Below are 17,233 nucleotides of genomic sequence, written 5' to 3'. Positions count from 1 at the left end.
TATGGAAAAACAAGAAAAAGGATTCCCCTACGGTCATGTTATCGGATTTTTAGTAGCAGTTGCGTTAACGATCTTTGCTTTACTAGTCGTTTTTAAAACATCATTTGCTACAAGTACAAAATTTACTTTGATTGGTTTAATGGCTGTTTTTCAAGCTGCTCTTCAACTATTCATGTTTATGCATATGACAGAAGGGAATGACCGTGACTCAAAGGTCATCCATACCATTTATGCCATAGGAATGGGGATTGTCATCATCGTTGGTTCCATTTGGGTTATGACAGCTGGTCACTCAATCCATTAACAGTAAAAAAAGGCGGCTGTAAGATAAGTCCATAAAATGAAGCAAGTGGAGAGAAACGAATTGTTTTTCTCCACTTGCTTTTATATTTTTTCGATTTTTATCTGAAAGTAGCTTCTGGATGCCCGCTACTTTCAGTATGTTGTGGTCTAATGCCACAATCCCAAACTCAACATGTACTTTGTCGGGCCCCCGTAAGGAAAATCTGCGGCTGGTAACTTGAATATTGAAAATACCAATGTATTAAATCCTTTCCAAATTGCTTGAAAAAATAGTATTTCCTCTTATTTAGATTTAGTACATAAAATTTTAAACATCGCATTTAAATTACAATTTTGGTAAAATTAAAAACGGTGGTGGTACTTATGCTAAATTCAACACTACTGATAAAAGCCAAGTACGTAATTGGATTAAAGAAGGATTAAATTCTAAGAACGCATCGTATTCTTTAAATCCAGAGGTAGAAACAAAGAATGTGAATTTGTCATTTGTAGTTTTTCGTTTCCAAAAGATTTTGGCTTTCTGGACAACCCCTTCTTTTTTTATAAAAATCGTTTCTTTTTACTGCCTCCCATCCCTTATTCCAACTCCAAAAACCATCTTATGTATGATTTTTCCACTAATCAAATCTTACTACTGGAAATATTGGAAACATTTTTTATATACTAATATTGTAATCGCTTTCAGTTATGATTGATTAGAAGGGAGATGGGATTTTGACAAAAGATATGCATGTAGATACGTTATTAATCCATTCGGGGTATGATTCGAGAGAAAATCGGGATAGTTTATCACCACCGTTATATCACAGTTCCACATTCACTTTTGAAAGTGCAGAACAAGGGGAAAGGCGCTTTTCAGGGGAAGAAGATGGAAACATCTATTCCCGTCTCGCCAATCCAACCGTTCGTATTTTGGAAGAACGAATGGCCATATTGGAAAAGGGAGAAGGTGCCCTTGCCTTCGGATCTGGAATGGCTGCCGTATCAGCCGTGTTATTTCATTTAACAAAAACAGGCGACCATATTTTAAGTTCCCGAGGCATATATGGCTGTACATTTGCTCTTTTGGAAATGCTTGAGGAAAAATATCATATCGAACATACATTTAGTCCCCTCCAATCAGCTGAAGAAATTGAAAGTTCCATTAGAGAAAATACGGCTTGTATCTATGTGGAAACACCGATTAACCCAACGATGGAGATGATCGATTTAGAACTTGTTACCTCCGTTGCTAAACGTCACGGCATTCCGGTTGTAGTGGATAACACTTTTTCTTCACCATACTTACAAAATCCTTTAGAAATTGGCGCCGATTACGTAGTTCACAGTGCAACAAAATATATTAGTGGGCATGGCGATGTTATCGGAGGGGTGCTAATTGGTAAAAATAAAGAAGAATTGGAGATGATTCGTTCCACTACACGGAAGGATATCGGAGGAATTATGTCTCCTTTCGATGCATGGTTATTGTTACGTGGGTTAAAAACTTTACACGTACGGATGGAAAGACATGTGGAAAATGCAAAAAAAATTGCCAGCTACTTAAAAAAACATCCCCTCGTTGAAAAAATCTATTATCCAGGAGACGAGGAATCAAGTCAATATCCCATTATGCAAAAGCAGATGAAAGCACCCGGGGGAATACTATCCTTTACAATCCGTGGTGGCAAAAATGAGGCTCAGGCCTTTATGAACCAATTAAAATTAATTAAAATTGCCGTTAGCCTAGGTGATGCGGAGACGCTGATTCAACATCCAGCAACGATGACCCATGCAGTTGTTCCACTAGATGCTCGACTAAACATGGGTATTACAGAAAATATGCTCCGTTTATCTGTTGGATTGGAAAACCCAGATGACTTAATTGATGATTTAAAACAGGCATTTTCTTCAATTAAAAAAGAAATTGTCACAGGCTAAATAAAAGGAGATAACGAATTTAAATCAACTGATGATTGACATACAAAACTTCCTAAAATATAAAGAAGAAATAACCGCCTCAACAAAATTAAGTTTGAGGCGGCTTCATTTATTCCTTATAAAATTTTATCCCATATACCGAGTACATCAAATAACACGAGAAGAATCGCCACCGGTGCAACGTATCGTAAAATGTAAAACCAAACATTGAATAAAAACAAAGGGATTGTATTTCCTGAATCCAATTCTGAAAAGAGCACAGACTTTTTCATTTTTAACGGAACAAAGATGGAAATAAAAAACGCACCTAAAGGCATCAGTACATTGCTCACTAAATAGTCTGCCACATCGAAGAAAGTTTTTCCAAAAATATGTATATCACTCAATGGTCCGAAAGAAAGAGCAGAAGGGATACCTAAAAGAAAAATCGATAACCCGATGATCCACGCCCATTTCTTTCTTAAATGCTCATCACCTTTGGCAAGTATTGCAACTTGTAACTCTAGCATGGAAAAAGCAGAAGTTAAAGATGCAAATAAAAATAAAAGGATAAAAGCAAGGAAAAACAACATTCCAAAGGGCATATGATTAAACACGTTTGGCAACACTTGGAACAATAATACTGGCCCTGCATTGGGCTGTAACCCGAAGGAAAAGACTGCAGGAAAAATTGCGAGTCCGGCCAAAATCACCACGAAAATATTTAAAAAAACAATGGAGAGAGCCGCTTTCGGTAAACTTTCCTCCTTCGGTACATAAGAACTATACGTTACCATCACAGAAACACCAATACTTAATGTGAAAAAAGATTGCCCTAATGCAGCCAAAATTGCACCGGATGTTAATTTGGAAAAATCCGGTTCGAACAAAAATGTGAGCCCTTGTATCACATTCGGCAAAGTTAAAGAGCGAATGATAAGAACAATAAATAATAAAAATAATACCGGCATCATTACTCGGCTCGCCCGTTCAATCCCCTTTTGAACGCCATTTGCCACAACGATTATAGTCAATAACATGAAGAGAAAATGGACAGTAATCGATATGCCCGGATTTGAAATAGCCCCCTCAAAAACGGCGCTATATTGATCTGGTGTCAATCCAGATAATGATCCAGTCAATGTTTTGAACAAATAATAAATTATCCAGCCACCAATTACGCTATAAAAAGATAATAATAAAAAGCTTGTCGCCATACCTAAATATCCGAGAAAATGCCATTTTGTACCGGGTGCAATCATTTTGTAAGCAGAAACTGCATCCGACTGTGTGTTTCGACCGATAACAAATTCAGCTAAAAGTAGAGGTAATCCTAAAAATAGTGTAAAAAACAAAAATACAAAAAGAAATGCTCCACCGCCATTCATCCCAGCAACATACGGAAACTTCCAAATTGCTCCAAGCCCTATGGCAGAACCTGCAGCAGCTAAAATAAAGCCAAATCTCGATGACCATTGCTCTTTTTCTTTCACAAAGTCAACTCCTTTACTAAGTCAAATCCCCTTTACCATTAGAACTGACGATTCTTAAATAAACAATTCCTCCCCATCCATTTTGTTACTAAACGCACAAAAATCATCACATAGCTATCGTCTTTGCTATAGATATTCTTGTCTATGGGTTTAATAAATACTACCATAAAGAACGAAAAATTCAAACAGTATTTTTTCTACATTCTATATTAAAATAAAACGCTGTCCAGAAATCGACTTTCTGAACAGCATTATTACAAGATTTTCGATAATTGAAAGAAGTACTGTGGAATACCTTTTACTCTTTATATCGCTCCCACTTTCATCAAAGAAGAAGCAAATTTCCCCATGACAACTGTCGATACAAATGTGGAAGACGGTTACGGGAAGTTCAAACTAGCTAGAAAGATGTAAATCCGTTTAACATTTGTAAAATCATTGTAGACAATAATTAATGAATTCGATCTGACATCATCTTATTTCTCCTAATTTCCTCTTCTTTCCGTATAGCTTGAAATAACAGGAAATTAATAAATATTGCTAAAAACAGCCAGGAAGACAAAACATATTGACCCAAATAAAAGGAAGCGAACATGCCAACTGTGCAAAGCAAACCAACGATAAAATAAAACCAACTTAACAATTTACCCATGTGAAAATCCCCCATCCATAATTTGTTCACATTTTTTCTATTTTGTTCACATTTTATACATTTTTCGTTCACAATATATTCACATTTTATTATACATGAGCTCTGTTATAAATGTAAGGGGTTTCAAATATTTTTTTGAATTTTTTTAATGGATCGAAAATAATCCATATTTTACCTCCTGTCCCATCCAACTTACGACAGGATACCGAATAAGTGAAATTTGAGTGGATAAAGTAACATTAGGAGGTGGATATATGAAAAGACGCGCACTTGCGTTTATTTTTCTGTTTGTTTTTCTATTACCTACTGCTGTATATAGTCAAACAACGACCTATACGGTTCAACCTGGAGATAGTATGTGGAAAATTGCCGTCCGTTATCAAGTTGGTTTAAGTGAATTAATTGCAGCAAACCCTCATATTAAAGTCCCTAGTCTTATTTACCCGAATCAAAAAATTACAATTCCTGAAATATCTGAAAAAAGTTTTGAGGCACAAGTGGTACAGCTTGTTAATCAAAAACGAGCGGAAGCCGGTTTAAAGCCTTTAACCCATAATTGGGAGCTTTCACGAGTTGCCAGATATAAAAGTGCGGACATGCGAGATCGGAACTATTTCTCCCATACATCACCAACATACGGAAGTCCATTTACCATGATGAAAAATTTCGGCATTAGTTATCGCACTGCAGGGGAAAATATTGCACAAGGGCAAGCAACACCTCAAGCTGTGGTTGACGCATGGATGAACAGTTCTGGTCACAGGGCAAATATTTTAAGTACCCAATTCACAGAAATCGGAGTTGGGTATGCAAGTGGTGGATCTGGTAGACATTACTGGACGCAAATGTTTATAGGAAAATAATTAGTTGAAAAAAACACCTTTTGCCAAATGAGGCGAAAAGGTGTTTTATCATTCATTATTTAATTTTTTGTCTTTGTTTACGTTCAAATTGTTGGTTTGTACGAAGAATTAAAAATTTTCATTACTCAACTTTGCAACCTCTTGGCGGACTTTTTCAATGTTTTGCATTTTATTGTCCCAACAAGCTTGACTCAAATCAACGGGGTAAGGTGTCGGGTTTAATGTCCGTTTATATTCATCCCAAAAAAATGTCAAACTTTCTTTCGAGTAATTTTGGATTGCTTTAATGTCAGGGAGTTCATAAACGAGCTCTCCATTTACAATAATATCCCGTTGTAATTCTATTGCCTCAAAATCCTTTACATATTTTTTTATAAACGTATGAACAGGATGGAACATTTTTAACCGTTTTTCTTCGGAAGGATTTTCCCATTCCAATGCGATATAATCTCCTTCCGATTTCCCAGTATTTTTATTTATAATCCGATACACTCTTTTTAATCCGGGTGTCGTAACCTTTTCTGGGTTCCCGGTAATTTTGATTGTATCAATCATTTTTCCATCTTCCTCGATGGATACAAGTTTGTAGACTGCGCCAAGTGCAGGTTGATCATATCCAGTAATTAATTTCGTTCCAATCCCCCATGAATCAACTTTAGCTCCCTGTGCTTTTAAATTCATAATAGTATGTTCATCCAAATCATTAGAAGCAATAATCTTTGCATTTGGGAATCCAGCTTCATCGAGCATTTTTCTCGCCTTTTTTGACAAATACGCTATATCCCCACTATCGATTCGAATTCCAATAAAATTAATTTCATCCCCTAACTCTTTCGCCACTCGGATTGCATTTGGTACGCCTGATTTTAACGTATCATATGTGTCAACTAAAAAAACGCAATCTTTATGTCTTCTTGCATACTTTTTAAAGGCTATATATTCATCATGATACGTTTGAACCATTGAATGGGCATGAGTTCCCGCTACCGGTATCCCAAACAATTTACCAGCCCGTACATTCGATGTCGATTCGAAACCTCCGATGTAAGCAGCCCTTGCTCCCCAAATGGCAGCATCCATTTCCTGAGCTCGTCTCGTACCGAACTCCATCGTCACTTCATCGCCAACAACTTGTTTAATTCGAGATGCCTTTGTTGCAATCAAGGTTTGATAATTAACAATATTTAAAATAGCTGTTTCAACTAATTGGGCTTCTGCAAGGGGAGCTTCAATGCGAAGGAGCGGTTCATTCCCAAAAACAATTTCTCCTTCAACGACTGAACGTAACGTTCCAGTAAAACGGATTGTTTTTAAATAGTCAAGAAAGTCATCCCGAAATCCGACTTCTTCCCTTAAATATTCAATATCACTATCACTAAAATGAAAATTTTGTAAATAATCCACAACCTTTTCTAACCCGGCAAAAACAGCATACCCGTGGCCAAATGGTAATTTTCGAAAATACACCTCAAAAACTGCCCTTTTATTATGAATTCCGTCCTCCCAATATGTTTCGGCCATATTGATTTGATATAAATCAGTGTGCAAAGCCCATGTATCATCTGGATATTTCGTTTTCAACTTTGTTACCTCCATCACATATACAACATTGTTTATTGTTGTCGAAATAGTTGTTTTTTTTATTATAACACTATATGAATTTTTCACTAGTGATTTTGACTGTATATTTATGTTGCACAATATGTAATCATATAAGTATGAACTGAAAGGACAGTATTCATAAACTTTTGTTGTTTCCATTACTTATCGATTTCTTGAAATTTTTCAACTATTTTATGGATCCACTCTATGTCTTTATCGTTTAATTATTTTTTATTTATCTTATAAAATAAGTAATTGCTTGAACCACTGTAACACTTTTACCGAACATTTTTGTGAATCAAAATAAGCAATCTCCGTCGCTACTTGCAATTCTTTATCAGTTAAAACCAAGTTACCTTTCCTCCCCTTTGAAATATTTGTCTACCTCAATTTCATCGATATTCGTACCATCTTTCTCTATATAAAAAGGAAAATGAACCAAAGCATTTTTATCTCTAAACCAGTCATTACTTAATTTGGGAAGAAAGGAGAATTCATTTATCACCTTGCTATATCTTTCTTCAGGGATCACCCACACATTCACTTTAATAGCGGTATTATTTATTTCTTTATAAGTATTTTTAAATGCATTAATAAAAGCAGTTCCTGTATTATTTGAGTCTTCTTTAATAACTAAATATCCGAAAAAAATTCTGGAGAATATTTCGTAATATATTCATCTAAATGTATATCTGGATTTAAGTCGCTAACATCCCTTCCCCCAAGACCCATCAACAAACTATCCGCCGTAATTCCTTCCTCTTTGAGATTTTTATTTAAGAGATCTTCCAAATGCTTATTTACCGCACTTCCCGAATAACTATTTGCTACAATTTCTCCTTTTGTATTCATCTTTATAATGAATACAACATCTCTTTCAACTTCTCTCACATGGGCCGTCACCGTATCATTCGTTAGTGTGCCCCACCGGTTTCCAAGAGCTAAGACTTCAAAGGTTTTTCCCTCATACATTTCAGACAACTTTTTTTCAATTTGTTTTGCCTGCCGTTGGTCTAAACTTCCACAGCCAATTAAGCTTAATAAGGATACAATCATGAACACGATACCTACCTTTTTCATGATGCTTTTATACATGCTCTCCTCCTAAAATGCGGTATAAAGTCAATACAATAACAATAAAATGATTTCTAACAGAGAATTTTTTTCTTGAAATCTTACCTTTCCCATGTAATCTTGTATTATTGGAAGTTGATTTGGTCTCTTTCATTAAACACTCTTTCGTTGATTTCTTTCTGTCATTCATTGACGACTCTTTATTGTTCCGTTAGTGTATTATTCATTAAGGCTAAATCCGCATTCACCCAGTCTTGTTTGACATGTTGTGGATCCGTGATATCTTCACTGCCTCGGAAAGAAACAATTAAACCATCGCCCGTATCAATCACAATGCCGTAAAGGCCTGACTGATTTTTGTTATTGTCATCTTTAAAATCAATAATTTTCCAATTTTTTTGAGGATCTTTGTTTAAGTAGTCAATAATCAAATTTAGTCGTTCAATATCATCATTTGATAAATTATCATAATTTTCATTCTTAAATAAATCTATTGCTTCAGTTAATTTTAAACCGTTTTTTGCAAAAGCTCTAATATCCCAAAAAGCAAAATGTAAATCAAAATAGGCAATTTCTGTTGCAATTTGTAAGTCTTTATCGGAATATGTCAAATTTATTCCCCTCCCCGTAAAAGCCCATCCACCTCTTCTTCTTTAAGATTTGTAACCCCGTTTTCATCTATACAAAACTGGAAGTATGATAATACGTTTTTATCATCAAACCAACTATTGTCAACATCCGGAAGTCTTGAAAACTCCTCAATTAACTCATCATAACATTCTTTATGAATAACCCATACATGTGTTTGGAGATGAGTCTGTTGGATTTCCTCAAAAGTTTTTCTAAAGGCCTTAATAAAAGCTTCACCCATATTATTTTCGCTTTCTTTAATCACCAGATCTCCTGAAAAGTATTCAGGCTCATATTCAGATATAAATTCACTCAAAGATATATCCGGGTCTAATTTTGTAGAAAACGCTAGACCTAGAGGCATGTCAGGATCTGTTCCTGGTGGTCTTTTTTTAACAAAACCAATGATTAAACTATCTGCGATCATTCCTTCACCTTTAAAGTTCTTGATTAATAGACTCTCTAATTGGCTATTCAACCACCTTCCAATATAGTTATTTGCTACAATTTCACCTTTCGTATTCATTTTTATAACGAATACAATATCTCTTTCAACATCTTTTACATGAGCTGTCACCGTATCATTCGTTAGTGTTCCCCATCGATTACCTAGAGCTAAGACCTCAAAGGTTTTCCCTTCATACATTTCTGACAACTTTTTTTCAATTTGTTTTGCTTGCCGTTGGTCCAAACTTCCACAGCCAATTAAGCTGAACAAGGATAAAATCAAAAATACTACACCTACTTTCTTGCTTATTTTACTCACTAAAAGGCCCCCTGTTCTTAAGTTTGCTTTCATTACCAAAATGATTCCATGTTTTTAAAGTCTTACACTATTTGTTGAAAGAAAATAACTAGGAAATTGTAAAATCTTTCGTATATCGAATAATTGAACTGAAATACAAAGGTAGACTACAAACGATGAAAACGTTGTCTGTAGTCTACTTTTCAACAAAATTACTTAAATGCGTCGGCTAAATTAATATTGACCGTCTCCGTTTGGAAATAGCCTTGTTCTACATTTGTCCGTAAGAATTTCACATAGTTATCAATGATGTCGTAATACGTTTGAAAATATTTAGACTCAAATTCCTTATACGCATCAATCGTTGCTTGAGAAGCTTCCCCTTGCCACGTGCCAACAAGAATTGTGAATAATTTCGTCCTGTAATTTTGTTTGCATTATTTACCTGTATGTCTAACCTTAGATACCATTTGCACACAAATAAAGAAATGTAGCGGATAATTATAATTTATCAGAACATTTTAATCATTAACATAGTTCCTTCGGATTAAAAGTCCGTCCAAATTGATTATTTTTTCTGTTCATTATTTTTGAATAAGACCCTATGCGTTATTTTAAATATATGCAAAGCGATTTTTCTGGATAATTAATATACTTAAGTGAAAAAAATAAAAAAATGTTTTTCACAAAATTGTTAAATCATATATTTTCGCTAAAAAAATACAGACCAAAATCTGTCTGTACGTTTCTATTTTTATTATGCACGTTATTAAAGATATGAACTTTTACATTTTTCTTTCGAGCAAATTTTTCGTGATCAAATATAAATCCTTCTTGTAATCTCCTTCAGGCAACCTTCGCAGTTCCTTTAAGGCTTTCTCCGTATATTTTTTAGCCAATTCCTCCGATTTTTCGATTCCTCGATTTAAATGAATAATCTCCAATATTTTTTCTAAATCACGATCCGTTAATCGATCCTTTTTCCCGAGGATTTGTTCTAAAACATCTTTTTGGTGTTCCAATAAATAATTGGTAACGTATAAATCCCCTGGCGTACATCGTTCATTGCCTGTTTTCCTAACATTTTTTCATTACTTTTAAAATCCAAAATATCATCCATAATTTGGACAGCCATGCCAATATAATGGCCCATATTCCAAACCCGGGTTGAAACTTGAACGGACGCTCCGCTTTCCACTGCTCCTGAATAACAACTGACAGCAAACAGATGGGCCGTTTTTCCAGAAATTCTCGATAAATATTCTTTCACAGAAACAGGGAAGCGAAAACGGGAGTGAAGTTGTTCTAATTCCCCTGTTAAGATTTTATCGATTCTTTTTAAATTAATCTTCTCATTCGTTAGAGAAGATGCATACTGGGATAACAATGAAAAGGACAAACTGAATAAATAATCGCCTGCATAACGGCAAATTTATTGCCATTTGTTTTATGTGAAGTGGAGATTCCATGCCTTTTATCTGCTTCATCAATCACATCGTCATGAATCAATGTGGCCGTATGTAAACATTCCAAAGCAGCTGCAATGCCAATCGCTCGTTTACGATTATGTTTAGGGCCGATTTTTGAACATAGTAAGGAAAAGGCTGGACGCAATAATTTTCCTCCAGAAAAAATTGTATCTTTGATTTATTTTTCAATCGTTTTATCCTGAATTCGAATATTTTTATCAATGATTTGTAACACTTGCTCTAAATCTTTCTTAAGCCAAGGATAAAGATCCCACATCGGATGGATATACATCTTTCATCCTCCCTACGAACCTTTCCTATTTTTCGTTTTTTCTATGGCGATTACCGTAATCCTAATATTGAAACCATAGAACGTATATCGTGTATTCCACGATTTTTTCTACATGATCCTATCAACATCTTAACTTATCCAATTTTTCTAATAATCCACTCAAACGTTTTGAATAGAATTTAACATCCCTATCTCAATTTTAGCGGACAGCAAAAAGTACCGTATAATAATTTTTTTCTATTGATTATGTTTTCATTATATAAAAATAGCGGATTTATGAATGGGTACAAATAAAAAACAATAGATTGTTCGTATAAAACCTAGGTCAAAAAACATTATATAGATTTTTCAATTTTTCTTTTTGCATACATAAAGGAATACAAAACAAGTGACTGTTGAAACTTAAAATAGTGTGATTCGTATATAATTATAATTATATAATTCCATAACAAGAGGGGAGGTGAAGGATATATGGAGGATATGTTTTTCAATGACGGAATGTTATTTTCATTTTCGAACATTTTCTTCGTATTTTTCTTTCTCATTTTTTTTACTTTTATTTTACTTTTTATCATAAGTATGATTAAAGGGATTCGTCAATGGCGGAAAAATGAACAAGCACCTGAACTATCTGTACCTGCTATGGTAAAGACAAAACGGACAGATATACATAGACATTCCCACGGACATGACGACAATCGTATGTTCTTCTTTTAACAGCTCAAGTACATCGTATTTTGTTACCTTCGAGTTCGAAAGTGGAGATCGGAAAGAATTTAAACTGTCGGGAAAGGATTACGGGATGCTTGCAGAGGGAGATTTTGGAATGTTAACTTTCAAAGGTACAAGATATCTCGGATTTGAACGAAAAAAATGAATAGAATTGGATTGAACCTTTTTACAAATTGCGCCTTATTGGACAAAACAATTGTATTCGCCCCCGGCATTCGTATAACAAAATTTTCAATTATCAGTCCTACCCTTTAATATAAAAAGAGGCGTCAGCAAGACACCTCTTTTCATATTTATCGAATCGTTTTTAATGCCTTGCTCCAGGCAATCAATTGATCCAGCATCCCATTTGCATTATTTGCATGATACGGAGCTGGTTTAAATTCGCTCATGTTTTCAAAATCTGTAAGTAAGGAAAATGTAACAGCAGTCCGAACATCTGCTACTTGTAATTCACCTAAAATTAGACGAAGATTTTCGTGGGCACGTGTACCACCTAAACTTCCATAGCCAACAAATCCAGCAGCTTTATTATTCACTTCAGCATTTAGATAGTCGAGGGCGTTTTTCAATGCCCCACCTACAGCGTGATTATATTCCGGTGCAACGAAAATATACCCGTCAAAGGAAGCCATTTTTTTAGACCAGTTTTCAATCGCTTCTTCTGCTTCTTTCCGCCGGTTTTCAGGCAATTCCTCTCCTAAAAATGGCAATTTGTAATCCTTTAAGTCGACAAGTTCATACACAACGTTTTCATCCTTTCGATTAACGGCAAATTCATACATCCAATTTGCCACAGCTTCTGCATTCCGTTCCTTTCGTACACTCCCAATAATAATTCCTATTTTTAACATCATGTACCCTCCTGTTACTTTAATTTCATATATCTCAAATTCGAGATAATTATATATTACATATTTTAATGACTGATGTCTAATGTTTTGATTAAAATCGGAATATATGAGTTAAATTATTATGTATTCGAGATTTTTGTTAAAAAAAGAGTATTTCGTCAACCTTTCTAAGTTGACGACTCTCCCTTTTTCGCATAAAGCCCCAATTTTTTTATTTTTTCAATCGTCCATTCCTTTTCTTCCGTAGTCAATCCGCCCAAAATCTCCATCATCGCCTCCCGATGCATCGGAAAAATTTTCTCCATCATCTTTTTTCCTTCATCCGTAAGTACCGCATAAATAACACGACGATCATTTGGGCAAGGTTGTCTAACCAAATATCCCTTTTTTTCTAGTTTATCCACAACATACGTAATACTACTAGATGCAAGAAGTACCTTTTGACCAATTTTTTGGATTGGTTGTTCTCCTTTATGATACAGTAACTCCAATACGGCAAATTCGGTTAAATTCAATCCAAAACCCTTTATATTAGCCTCTACCCGCTTCTGGATAGCCTGCATAGCTCTAGACAACACAACAAATAACTTTAATGAAATTTCCCCGTCCCGTTCTTTTTGTCCGTTCATCGATCTCATCCTTTTCAATTATCTCGATTTCGAAATAATTATATCGAACATGTCTTTAGCTGTCAAACATGGCTGGTGCTTATTTATCTAGCGAAAACCTTCCCTGTCAGTAACAAAAAAGATGGGGTTTTTCATTTTCCCCATCCCATGTCAGGAGTTGTACCGTACGTTTTTCATTTTCCTAAAATTGATTATCAATCGATTAAAAAAACATGACTGATTAGAAGTTAGGATCAATTTCATTATAATAATCATTGATGATGTCAGGGAACATAATTATACTTGCGAAAACAAATATGAGGAAAATAATGATGAAAATGACTACGATAATCTGTGCGATTGTTTGAATTATATATTGTTTTCCCAAATGATCAAAAAGGGCTAGTTGGACAGATTCATCTGGATTTTCTTTTAGTTTTCCTGCATTTTGCCCGGTTTTCAACTGAAAATAGCCTATAACAATCAATAGAATACCCGGGATTGCCCCTACGATAAAAAAGAAAAATCCAAAAACAGCCGCCAAACCTCCTAAAATAAACGAAACAATTCCAGCAAATTTTCCCCAGAGTGAAATTTGTGATAATCGTTTAGCTAATAACTGTTCATTCATTTTATTCTCCCCCTTTGTAAAAATTAATGGAATAAATATTACAATGAACAGAATATTGGCACTTGATTATTATTTTTACATAAAATACCCGAATGGACAATCGAATTTTTTTAAATTTTATTCAATGACTGGTAAAAATTATAAATGTTTGGCACATTATTATTCTAGTGCTTCCAACGAAAATAGATTAGTTTTGAAACATTGCAATTGTTATTCGACTGATTTAATCCATCCTCTGTACCTGTTTAACAGCCGGCATTTTTAGACTGGTAGAAAGATTCCTTTAGGGAATAGGTATGAACCCATTTTTCGTCCAAATCATATTGTATTTTGAAACAGTTATATTGATCACAAATATTCCACATTAAAAGGAGAGAAATGGTTTTGAAAAAGCTAATTGTACTTGCTTTTATCGGATTGGTCGCCCAGCTGGTGGATGGAGCATTAGGAATGGCCTATGGCGTAACATCAACTTCCCTTTTATTATTATTTGGAATTGCACCGGCTGTTGCATCCGCCTCTGTTCACATGGCGGAAGTTGTCACAACAGCCGCTTCAGGTATTGCCCACATCCGATTTGGAAATGTGGATCGACAAGTCGTAATCAAACTAATTATTCCGGGATCTATTGGAGCCTTTTTGGGCGCTTGTTTTTTAAGTAATATTCCAGCAACATTCATTAAACCGTATGTTTCTGGATTTCTCTTACTGCTCGGTATATTTATCATTTATCGTTTTTTGTTAAAATCACATCCGACACAAAAAATAGCCGAAAAGAAATTGACGAAAAAACAGTCCCTCCCTTTAGGATTTATCGCAGGCTTTTTAGATGCAACAGGTGGTGGGGGATGGGGGCCTATTGCCACACCGGTTTTAATGACGGGCAACCGAATGGAACCGCGAAAAGTCATCGGTTCGGTGGATACGAGTGAATTTGCCATTGCCCTTTCTTCCACTATCGGTTTTCTCCTTACCCTCGGATGGTCCAACATCTCCCTCCAATGGGTTCTTGCACTAATGATCGGAGGAATCATCGCCGCTCCAATTGCCGCATGGTTAGTTAAAAAGCTACCAACAACCCTTTTAGGAATATTAGTTGGGGGTGTAATCATCATTACAAATATGGGTACTTTATTAAGTACATTGAAAGTACCTACAATCATTTTGACCGGTACTTATAGTACATTGATTTTGTTTTGGATTTTCGCCATTTTTTTCGTTATTCGAAAGGTAAGGAAAACGAAATCTTCCCCAAATTAATATAGAAGATTATGCACTGAAAGGAAATGATTTTAAAATACATTTCTTCTAAATTATTGACGGAAAGAAAAGTTGTGAAACTAAATAACAATATGGTCCTTAAACTATGGCACCATATTGTTATTTTAGTAAATTTAGTGTACACATTTAAACACATGATTGGCAAAAACAATACTTTTATCGTACAACAAATCCTATGTTCATTATTTTGGTTGAACTTTGTTTTTCATTCTAGTCTTTACATATCAAAAATTCGAATCAACCCATTTGCTAGATTCCCTACTTTTAACTATTATATGTTGTTTGAATAAGTAAATGATAATCTGATCAGAGGGAAGTTTTTTAAATTCCTCATCCGTAATCAATAAAGAATCTGATTCATCAGTACAGGTCGGAAAACAGTTATTTTTTCAATCATCTATTCGGTAAGATTCAGTTGAGTGAAATTGATCGTAAATAAGTTTGCTTGGCATATGTTTATTCTACTTTTATAAAAAATATATTCCTATCGATTCAATGTTAAAATGAAAAATAGAATGTTTTCGTTTTCTTTCCCTATTTATGTGTAAATTTACACATATTCTTAATCATTCTCATAAAGGAAGTGGGCATTTTGTCTAACAACGAACAAACCGCCATCCGTTTTGAACATGTAAGCTATTCCATCAACGGTAAGAATATTTTATATGATATTACAGGGAATGTTCCAATTGGTAAAATTACTACAATTGTTGGGCCTTCAGGAACGGGAAAATCCACTTTGTTTCGATTGAGTAACGGATTAATCTCCCCGGATTCTGGAAAAATTTTTGTTCTCGGAAAAAATATTGAAGAATACGATCCCGTTTCTTTACGGAAAATTGTAGCGCTAGCTCCTCAAAGTGCACCGATGATTGAAGGTACTGTTTTTTCCAATTTACGTTTGCCTTTTGACTTACACGGAAAGGCATTTGACGAGACGGAAGCAAAAAAATTATTACATCTCGTTAACTTGGATCCTGATCTTCTCTTCCATGATGCAAACCGATTATCTGGAGGAGAGCGTCAAAAAGTTTCAATTGCCCGAACCCTTGCCAATCGACCGCAAATTTTACTATTAGATGAAATCACTTCCTCGTTGGACCCAGTATCCCAACAGGAAATTGAACATCTCATTTTATCCATCAACGAAAAATACAAAACGACAATTTTGTGGATTACCCATCAAATGGATCAAGCAATACGTGTCGGGGATTTTACTTGGATGCTCATGGATGGGAAACTAGCGGAATCTGGAAAAATATCCGAACTTCAAATGTCCGATAATGTTCGAATTCAACAATTTATAAAGGGGGAAACGAAATGAATTATTTTACATTAACTCTTGCTCTTATCTTTGTTTTCATACCCCTTTTATTATCGAAAACATTACATTTAGGTTTAGAAAAGGATACAGTCATTGCTACCATTCGCTCCATTATTCAGTTGCTTGTCGTCGGCTATTTATTAAAAATAGTTTTTGAAACAGAGCATTTGTTTTTTATTTTCATTATGATTGCTTTAATGATTACTGCTGCTACCCAAAATGCAAGAAAAAAGGGTGTGTCCATTAAAGGGATCACTTGGAAATTAGTAATCACATTTATGTTTATCGAGCTATTAACCCAGGTGATTTTGATTGGATTCCATATTATCCCACCTACTGCCCAATATATGATTCCCATTAGCGGAATGGTTATCGGTAATTCGATGGTACTCGCTATTTTATTTCTCAACCGGTTCGATGCGGAAATCGCTTCCCGAAAAGAACATATTGAACTAATTTTATCTTTAGGTGGCACGCCAAAACAAGCCATTCATAAACAATTGATTGCTTCCATTAAAGCAAGTACGATCCCGACAATTGAAAGTCAAAAAACGATCGGACTCGTTCAACTACCCGGTATGATGAGTGGACAAATTATTGCGGGAACCGATCCCGTTCAAGCTGTACAATTTCAATTGCTAATTCTATTCTTACTCCTTACAACTGCAGTTACAACGAGCGTCCTACTTGGATTTCTCGCTTATCCGACATTGTTCAATGATAGAATGCAATTTTTGGAGACCCGTTTCATAAAAAAGGAAAAATAAATAATCTATCGTCA

At 35.0% G+C, this 17,233-nt stretch carries 18 protein-coding genes and 1 pseudogene; 8 read left to right on the top strand and 11 right to left on the bottom strand.

Going from position 1 to position 17,233, the window contains the following annotated elements; genetic code table 11:
* The first annotated feature begins 1 nt into the window (after position 1).
* Together qoxD and megL are read left to right on the top strand one after the other, a co-directional pair.
* Positions 2–304 (top strand): cytochrome aa3 quinol oxidase subunit IV, encoded by a 303-nt coding sequence (qoxD, locus tag OE105_RS13340; protein ID WP_275420624.1) that lies wholly within the window; start codon positions 2–4, stop codon positions 302–304.
* A 725-nt stretch (positions 305–1,029) separates the two neighbouring features.
* Complete coding sequence (gene megL, locus OE105_RS13335; protein WP_420842606.1) at positions 1,030–2,223, top strand: methionine gamma-lyase; 1,194 nt, start codon at positions 1,030–1,032, stop codon at positions 2,221–2,223.
* Positions 2,224–2,339: 116 nt separating this feature from the next.
* Here megL and OE105_RS13330 read toward each other — a convergent pair whose 3' ends face one another.
* Together OE105_RS13330 and OE105_RS13325 are read right to left on the bottom strand one after the other, a co-directional pair.
* On the bottom strand, positions 2,340–3,695 hold the full coding sequence (locus tag OE105_RS13330) for a sodium-dependent transporter (protein WP_275420623.1): 1,356 nt from the start codon (positions 3,693–3,695) through the stop codon (positions 2,340–2,342).
* A gap of 451 nt (positions 3,696–4,146) precedes the next feature.
* Complete coding sequence (locus tag OE105_RS13325; RefSeq protein ID WP_275420622.1) at positions 4,147–4,347, bottom strand: hypothetical protein; 201 nt, start codon at positions 4,345–4,347, stop codon at positions 4,147–4,149.
* Between the two features lie 254 nt (positions 4,348–4,601).
* On the opposite strand from OE105_RS13325, the gene safA reads away from it, so the two are divergent.
* Positions 4,602–5,210, top strand: a complete 609-nt coding sequence (gene safA / locus OE105_RS13320) for a SafA/ExsA family spore coat assembly protein (RefSeq protein WP_275420621.1) — start codon at positions 4,602–4,604, stop codon at positions 5,208–5,210.
* Positions 5,211–5,318: 108 nt separating this feature from the next.
* Here the strand turns inward: safA and OE105_RS13315 are convergent, their stop codons facing one another.
* The 6 genes and pseudogenes from OE105_RS13315 to OE105_RS13295 all read right to left on the bottom strand — a co-directional run bounded on the left by OE105_RS13315 (position 5,319) and on the right by OE105_RS13295 (position 10,875).
* Complete coding sequence (locus OE105_RS13315) at positions 5,319–6,806, bottom strand: nicotinate phosphoribosyltransferase (protein ID WP_420842544.1); 1,488 nt, start codon at positions 6,804–6,806, stop codon at positions 5,319–5,321.
* 639 nt (positions 6,807–7,445) lie between these two features.
* The gene (locus OE105_RS13310; protein WP_275420619.1) at positions 7,446–7,907 is read right to left on the bottom strand and encodes a hypothetical protein; all 462 of its coding nucleotides are present in this window, start codon (positions 7,905–7,907) and stop codon (positions 7,446–7,448) included.
* Between the two features lie 179 nt (positions 7,908–8,086).
* Entirely contained in the window at positions 8,087–8,497 is a 411-nt protein-coding gene (locus OE105_RS13305; protein ID WP_275420618.1) for a hypothetical protein, read from the bottom strand.
* Positions 8,498–8,499: 2 nt separating this feature from the next.
* Positions 8,500–9,282: a hypothetical protein gene (locus OE105_RS13300; RefSeq protein ID WP_275420617.1), complete on the bottom strand. Its 783-nt coding sequence runs from the start codon at positions 9,280–9,282 to the stop codon at positions 8,500–8,502.
* A gap of 764 nt (positions 9,283–10,046) precedes the next feature.
* On the bottom strand, positions 10,047–10,283 hold the full coding sequence (locus OE105_RS13970) for a hypothetical protein (protein WP_420842543.1): 237 nt from the start codon (positions 10,281–10,283) through the stop codon (positions 10,047–10,049).
* Positions 10,259–10,875, bottom strand: a pseudogene (locus OE105_RS13295) (polyprenyl synthetase family protein). The gene OE105_RS13970 and the pseudogene OE105_RS13295 overlap by 25 nt, the downstream one beginning before the upstream one ends.
* A gap of 618 nt (positions 10,876–11,493) precedes the next feature.
* Between OE105_RS13295 and OE105_RS13895 the strand changes: the two are divergent.
* Positions 11,494–11,739 carry a DUF2500 family protein gene (locus OE105_RS13895; RefSeq protein ID WP_338030916.1) on the top strand — a complete coding sequence of 82 codons (246 nt, stop codon included), beginning with the start codon at positions 11,494–11,496 and terminating at the stop codon, positions 11,737–11,739.
* Positions 11,711–11,899 carry a DUF2500 domain-containing protein gene (locus tag OE105_RS13890; protein WP_338030915.1) on the top strand — a complete coding sequence of 63 codons (189 nt, stop codon included), beginning with the start codon at positions 11,711–11,713 and terminating at the stop codon, positions 11,897–11,899. The genes OE105_RS13895 and OE105_RS13890 overlap by 29 nt, the downstream gene beginning before the upstream one ends.
* A 148-nt stretch (positions 11,900–12,047) precedes the next feature.
* Here the strand turns inward: OE105_RS13890 and OE105_RS13285 are convergent, their stop codons facing one another.
* The 3 genes from OE105_RS13285 to OE105_RS13275 form a co-directional block, all read right to left on the bottom strand.
* Positions 12,048–12,608, bottom strand: a complete 561-nt coding sequence (locus tag OE105_RS13285) for an NADPH-dependent FMN reductase (protein WP_275420616.1) — start codon at positions 12,606–12,608, stop codon at positions 12,048–12,050.
* A gap of 167 nt (positions 12,609–12,775) precedes the next feature.
* The gene (locus OE105_RS13280; RefSeq protein WP_420842542.1) at positions 12,776–13,237 is read right to left on the bottom strand and encodes a MarR family winged helix-turn-helix transcriptional regulator; all 462 of its coding nucleotides are present in this window, start codon (positions 13,235–13,237) and stop codon (positions 12,776–12,778) included.
* 220 nt (positions 13,238–13,457) lie between these two features.
* Positions 13,458–13,847 carry a DUF5362 family protein gene (locus OE105_RS13275; RefSeq protein WP_275420614.1) on the bottom strand — a complete coding sequence of 130 codons (390 nt, stop codon included), beginning with the start codon at positions 13,845–13,847 and terminating at the stop codon, positions 13,458–13,460.
* A 384-nt stretch (positions 13,848–14,231) separates the two neighbouring features.
* Between OE105_RS13275 and OE105_RS13270 the strand changes: the two genes are divergently transcribed.
* From OE105_RS13270 to OE105_RS13260, 3 genes are all read left to right on the top strand, one after another.
* Positions 14,232–15,107, top strand: a complete 876-nt coding sequence (locus OE105_RS13270; protein ID WP_275420613.1) for a sulfite exporter TauE/SafE family protein — start codon at positions 14,232–14,234, stop codon at positions 15,105–15,107.
* A 613-nt stretch (positions 15,108–15,720) separates the two neighbouring features.
* On the top strand, positions 15,721–16,452 hold the full coding sequence (locus OE105_RS13265) for an ABC transporter ATP-binding protein (protein ID WP_275420612.1): 732 nt from the start codon (positions 15,721–15,723) through the stop codon (positions 16,450–16,452).
* On the top strand, positions 16,449–17,219 hold the full coding sequence (locus OE105_RS13260) for an ABC transporter permease (protein WP_275420611.1): 771 nt from the start codon (positions 16,449–16,451) through the stop codon (positions 17,217–17,219). Before OE105_RS13265 ends, OE105_RS13260 begins: the two co-directional genes overlap by 4 nt.
* Positions 17,220–17,233: the final 14 nt, after the last annotated feature.

Origin of the sequence: Fervidibacillus halotolerans, from assembly GCF_026547205.1 — a bacterium.
Lineage (GTDB): Bacteria > Bacillota > Bacilli > Bacillales > Caldibacillaceae > Fervidibacillus > Fervidibacillus halotolerans.
The sequence above is the reverse complement of the archived record's forward strand: the minus strand, read 5'-3'. Positions and strand labels throughout refer to the sequence as shown.

Bases quoted from the DNA above. Each gene is read 5' to 3' on its own strand.
- OE105_RS13890 (WP_338030915.1), top strand. From the start codon at position 11,711: ATGACGACAATCGTATGTTCTTCTTTTAACAGCTCAAGTACATCGTAT.
- OE105_RS13260 (WP_275420611.1), top strand. From the start codon at position 16,449: ATGAATTATTTTACATTAACTCTTGCTCTTATCTTTGTTTTCATACCC.
- OE105_RS13895 (WP_338030916.1), top strand. From the start codon at position 11,494: ATGGAGGATATGTTTTTCAATGACGGAATGTTATTTTCATTTTCGAAC.
- OE105_RS13280 (WP_420842542.1), bottom strand. From the start codon at position 13,237: ATGAACGGACAAAAAGAACGGGACGGGGAAATTTCATTAAAGTTATTT.
- qoxD (WP_275420624.1), top strand. From the start codon at position 2: ATGGAAAAACAAGAAAAAGGATTCCCCTACGGTCATGTTATCGGATTT.
- OE105_RS13275 (WP_275420614.1), bottom strand. From the start codon at position 13,847: ATGAATGAACAGTTATTAGCTAAACGATTATCACAAATTTCACTCTGG.
- safA (WP_275420621.1), top strand. From the start codon at position 4,602: ATGAAAAGACGCGCACTTGCGTTTATTTTTCTGTTTGTTTTTCTATTA.
- OE105_RS13315 (WP_420842544.1), bottom strand. From the start codon at position 6,806: ATGGAGGTAACAAAGTTGAAAACGAAATATCCAGATGATACATGGGCT.
- megL (WP_420842606.1), top strand. From the start codon at position 1,030: ATGCATGTAGATACGTTATTAATCCATTCGGGGTATGATTCGAGAGAA.
- OE105_RS13325 (WP_275420622.1), bottom strand. From the start codon at position 4,347: ATGGGTAAATTGTTAAGTTGGTTTTATTTTATCGTTGGTTTGCTTTGC.
- OE105_RS13285 (WP_275420616.1), bottom strand. From the start codon at position 12,608: ATGTTAAAAATAGGAATTATTATTGGGAGTGTACGAAAGGAACGGAAT.
- OE105_RS13310 (WP_275420619.1), bottom strand. From the start codon at position 7,907: ATGTATAAAAGCATCATGAAAAAGGTAGGTATCGTGTTCATGATTGTA.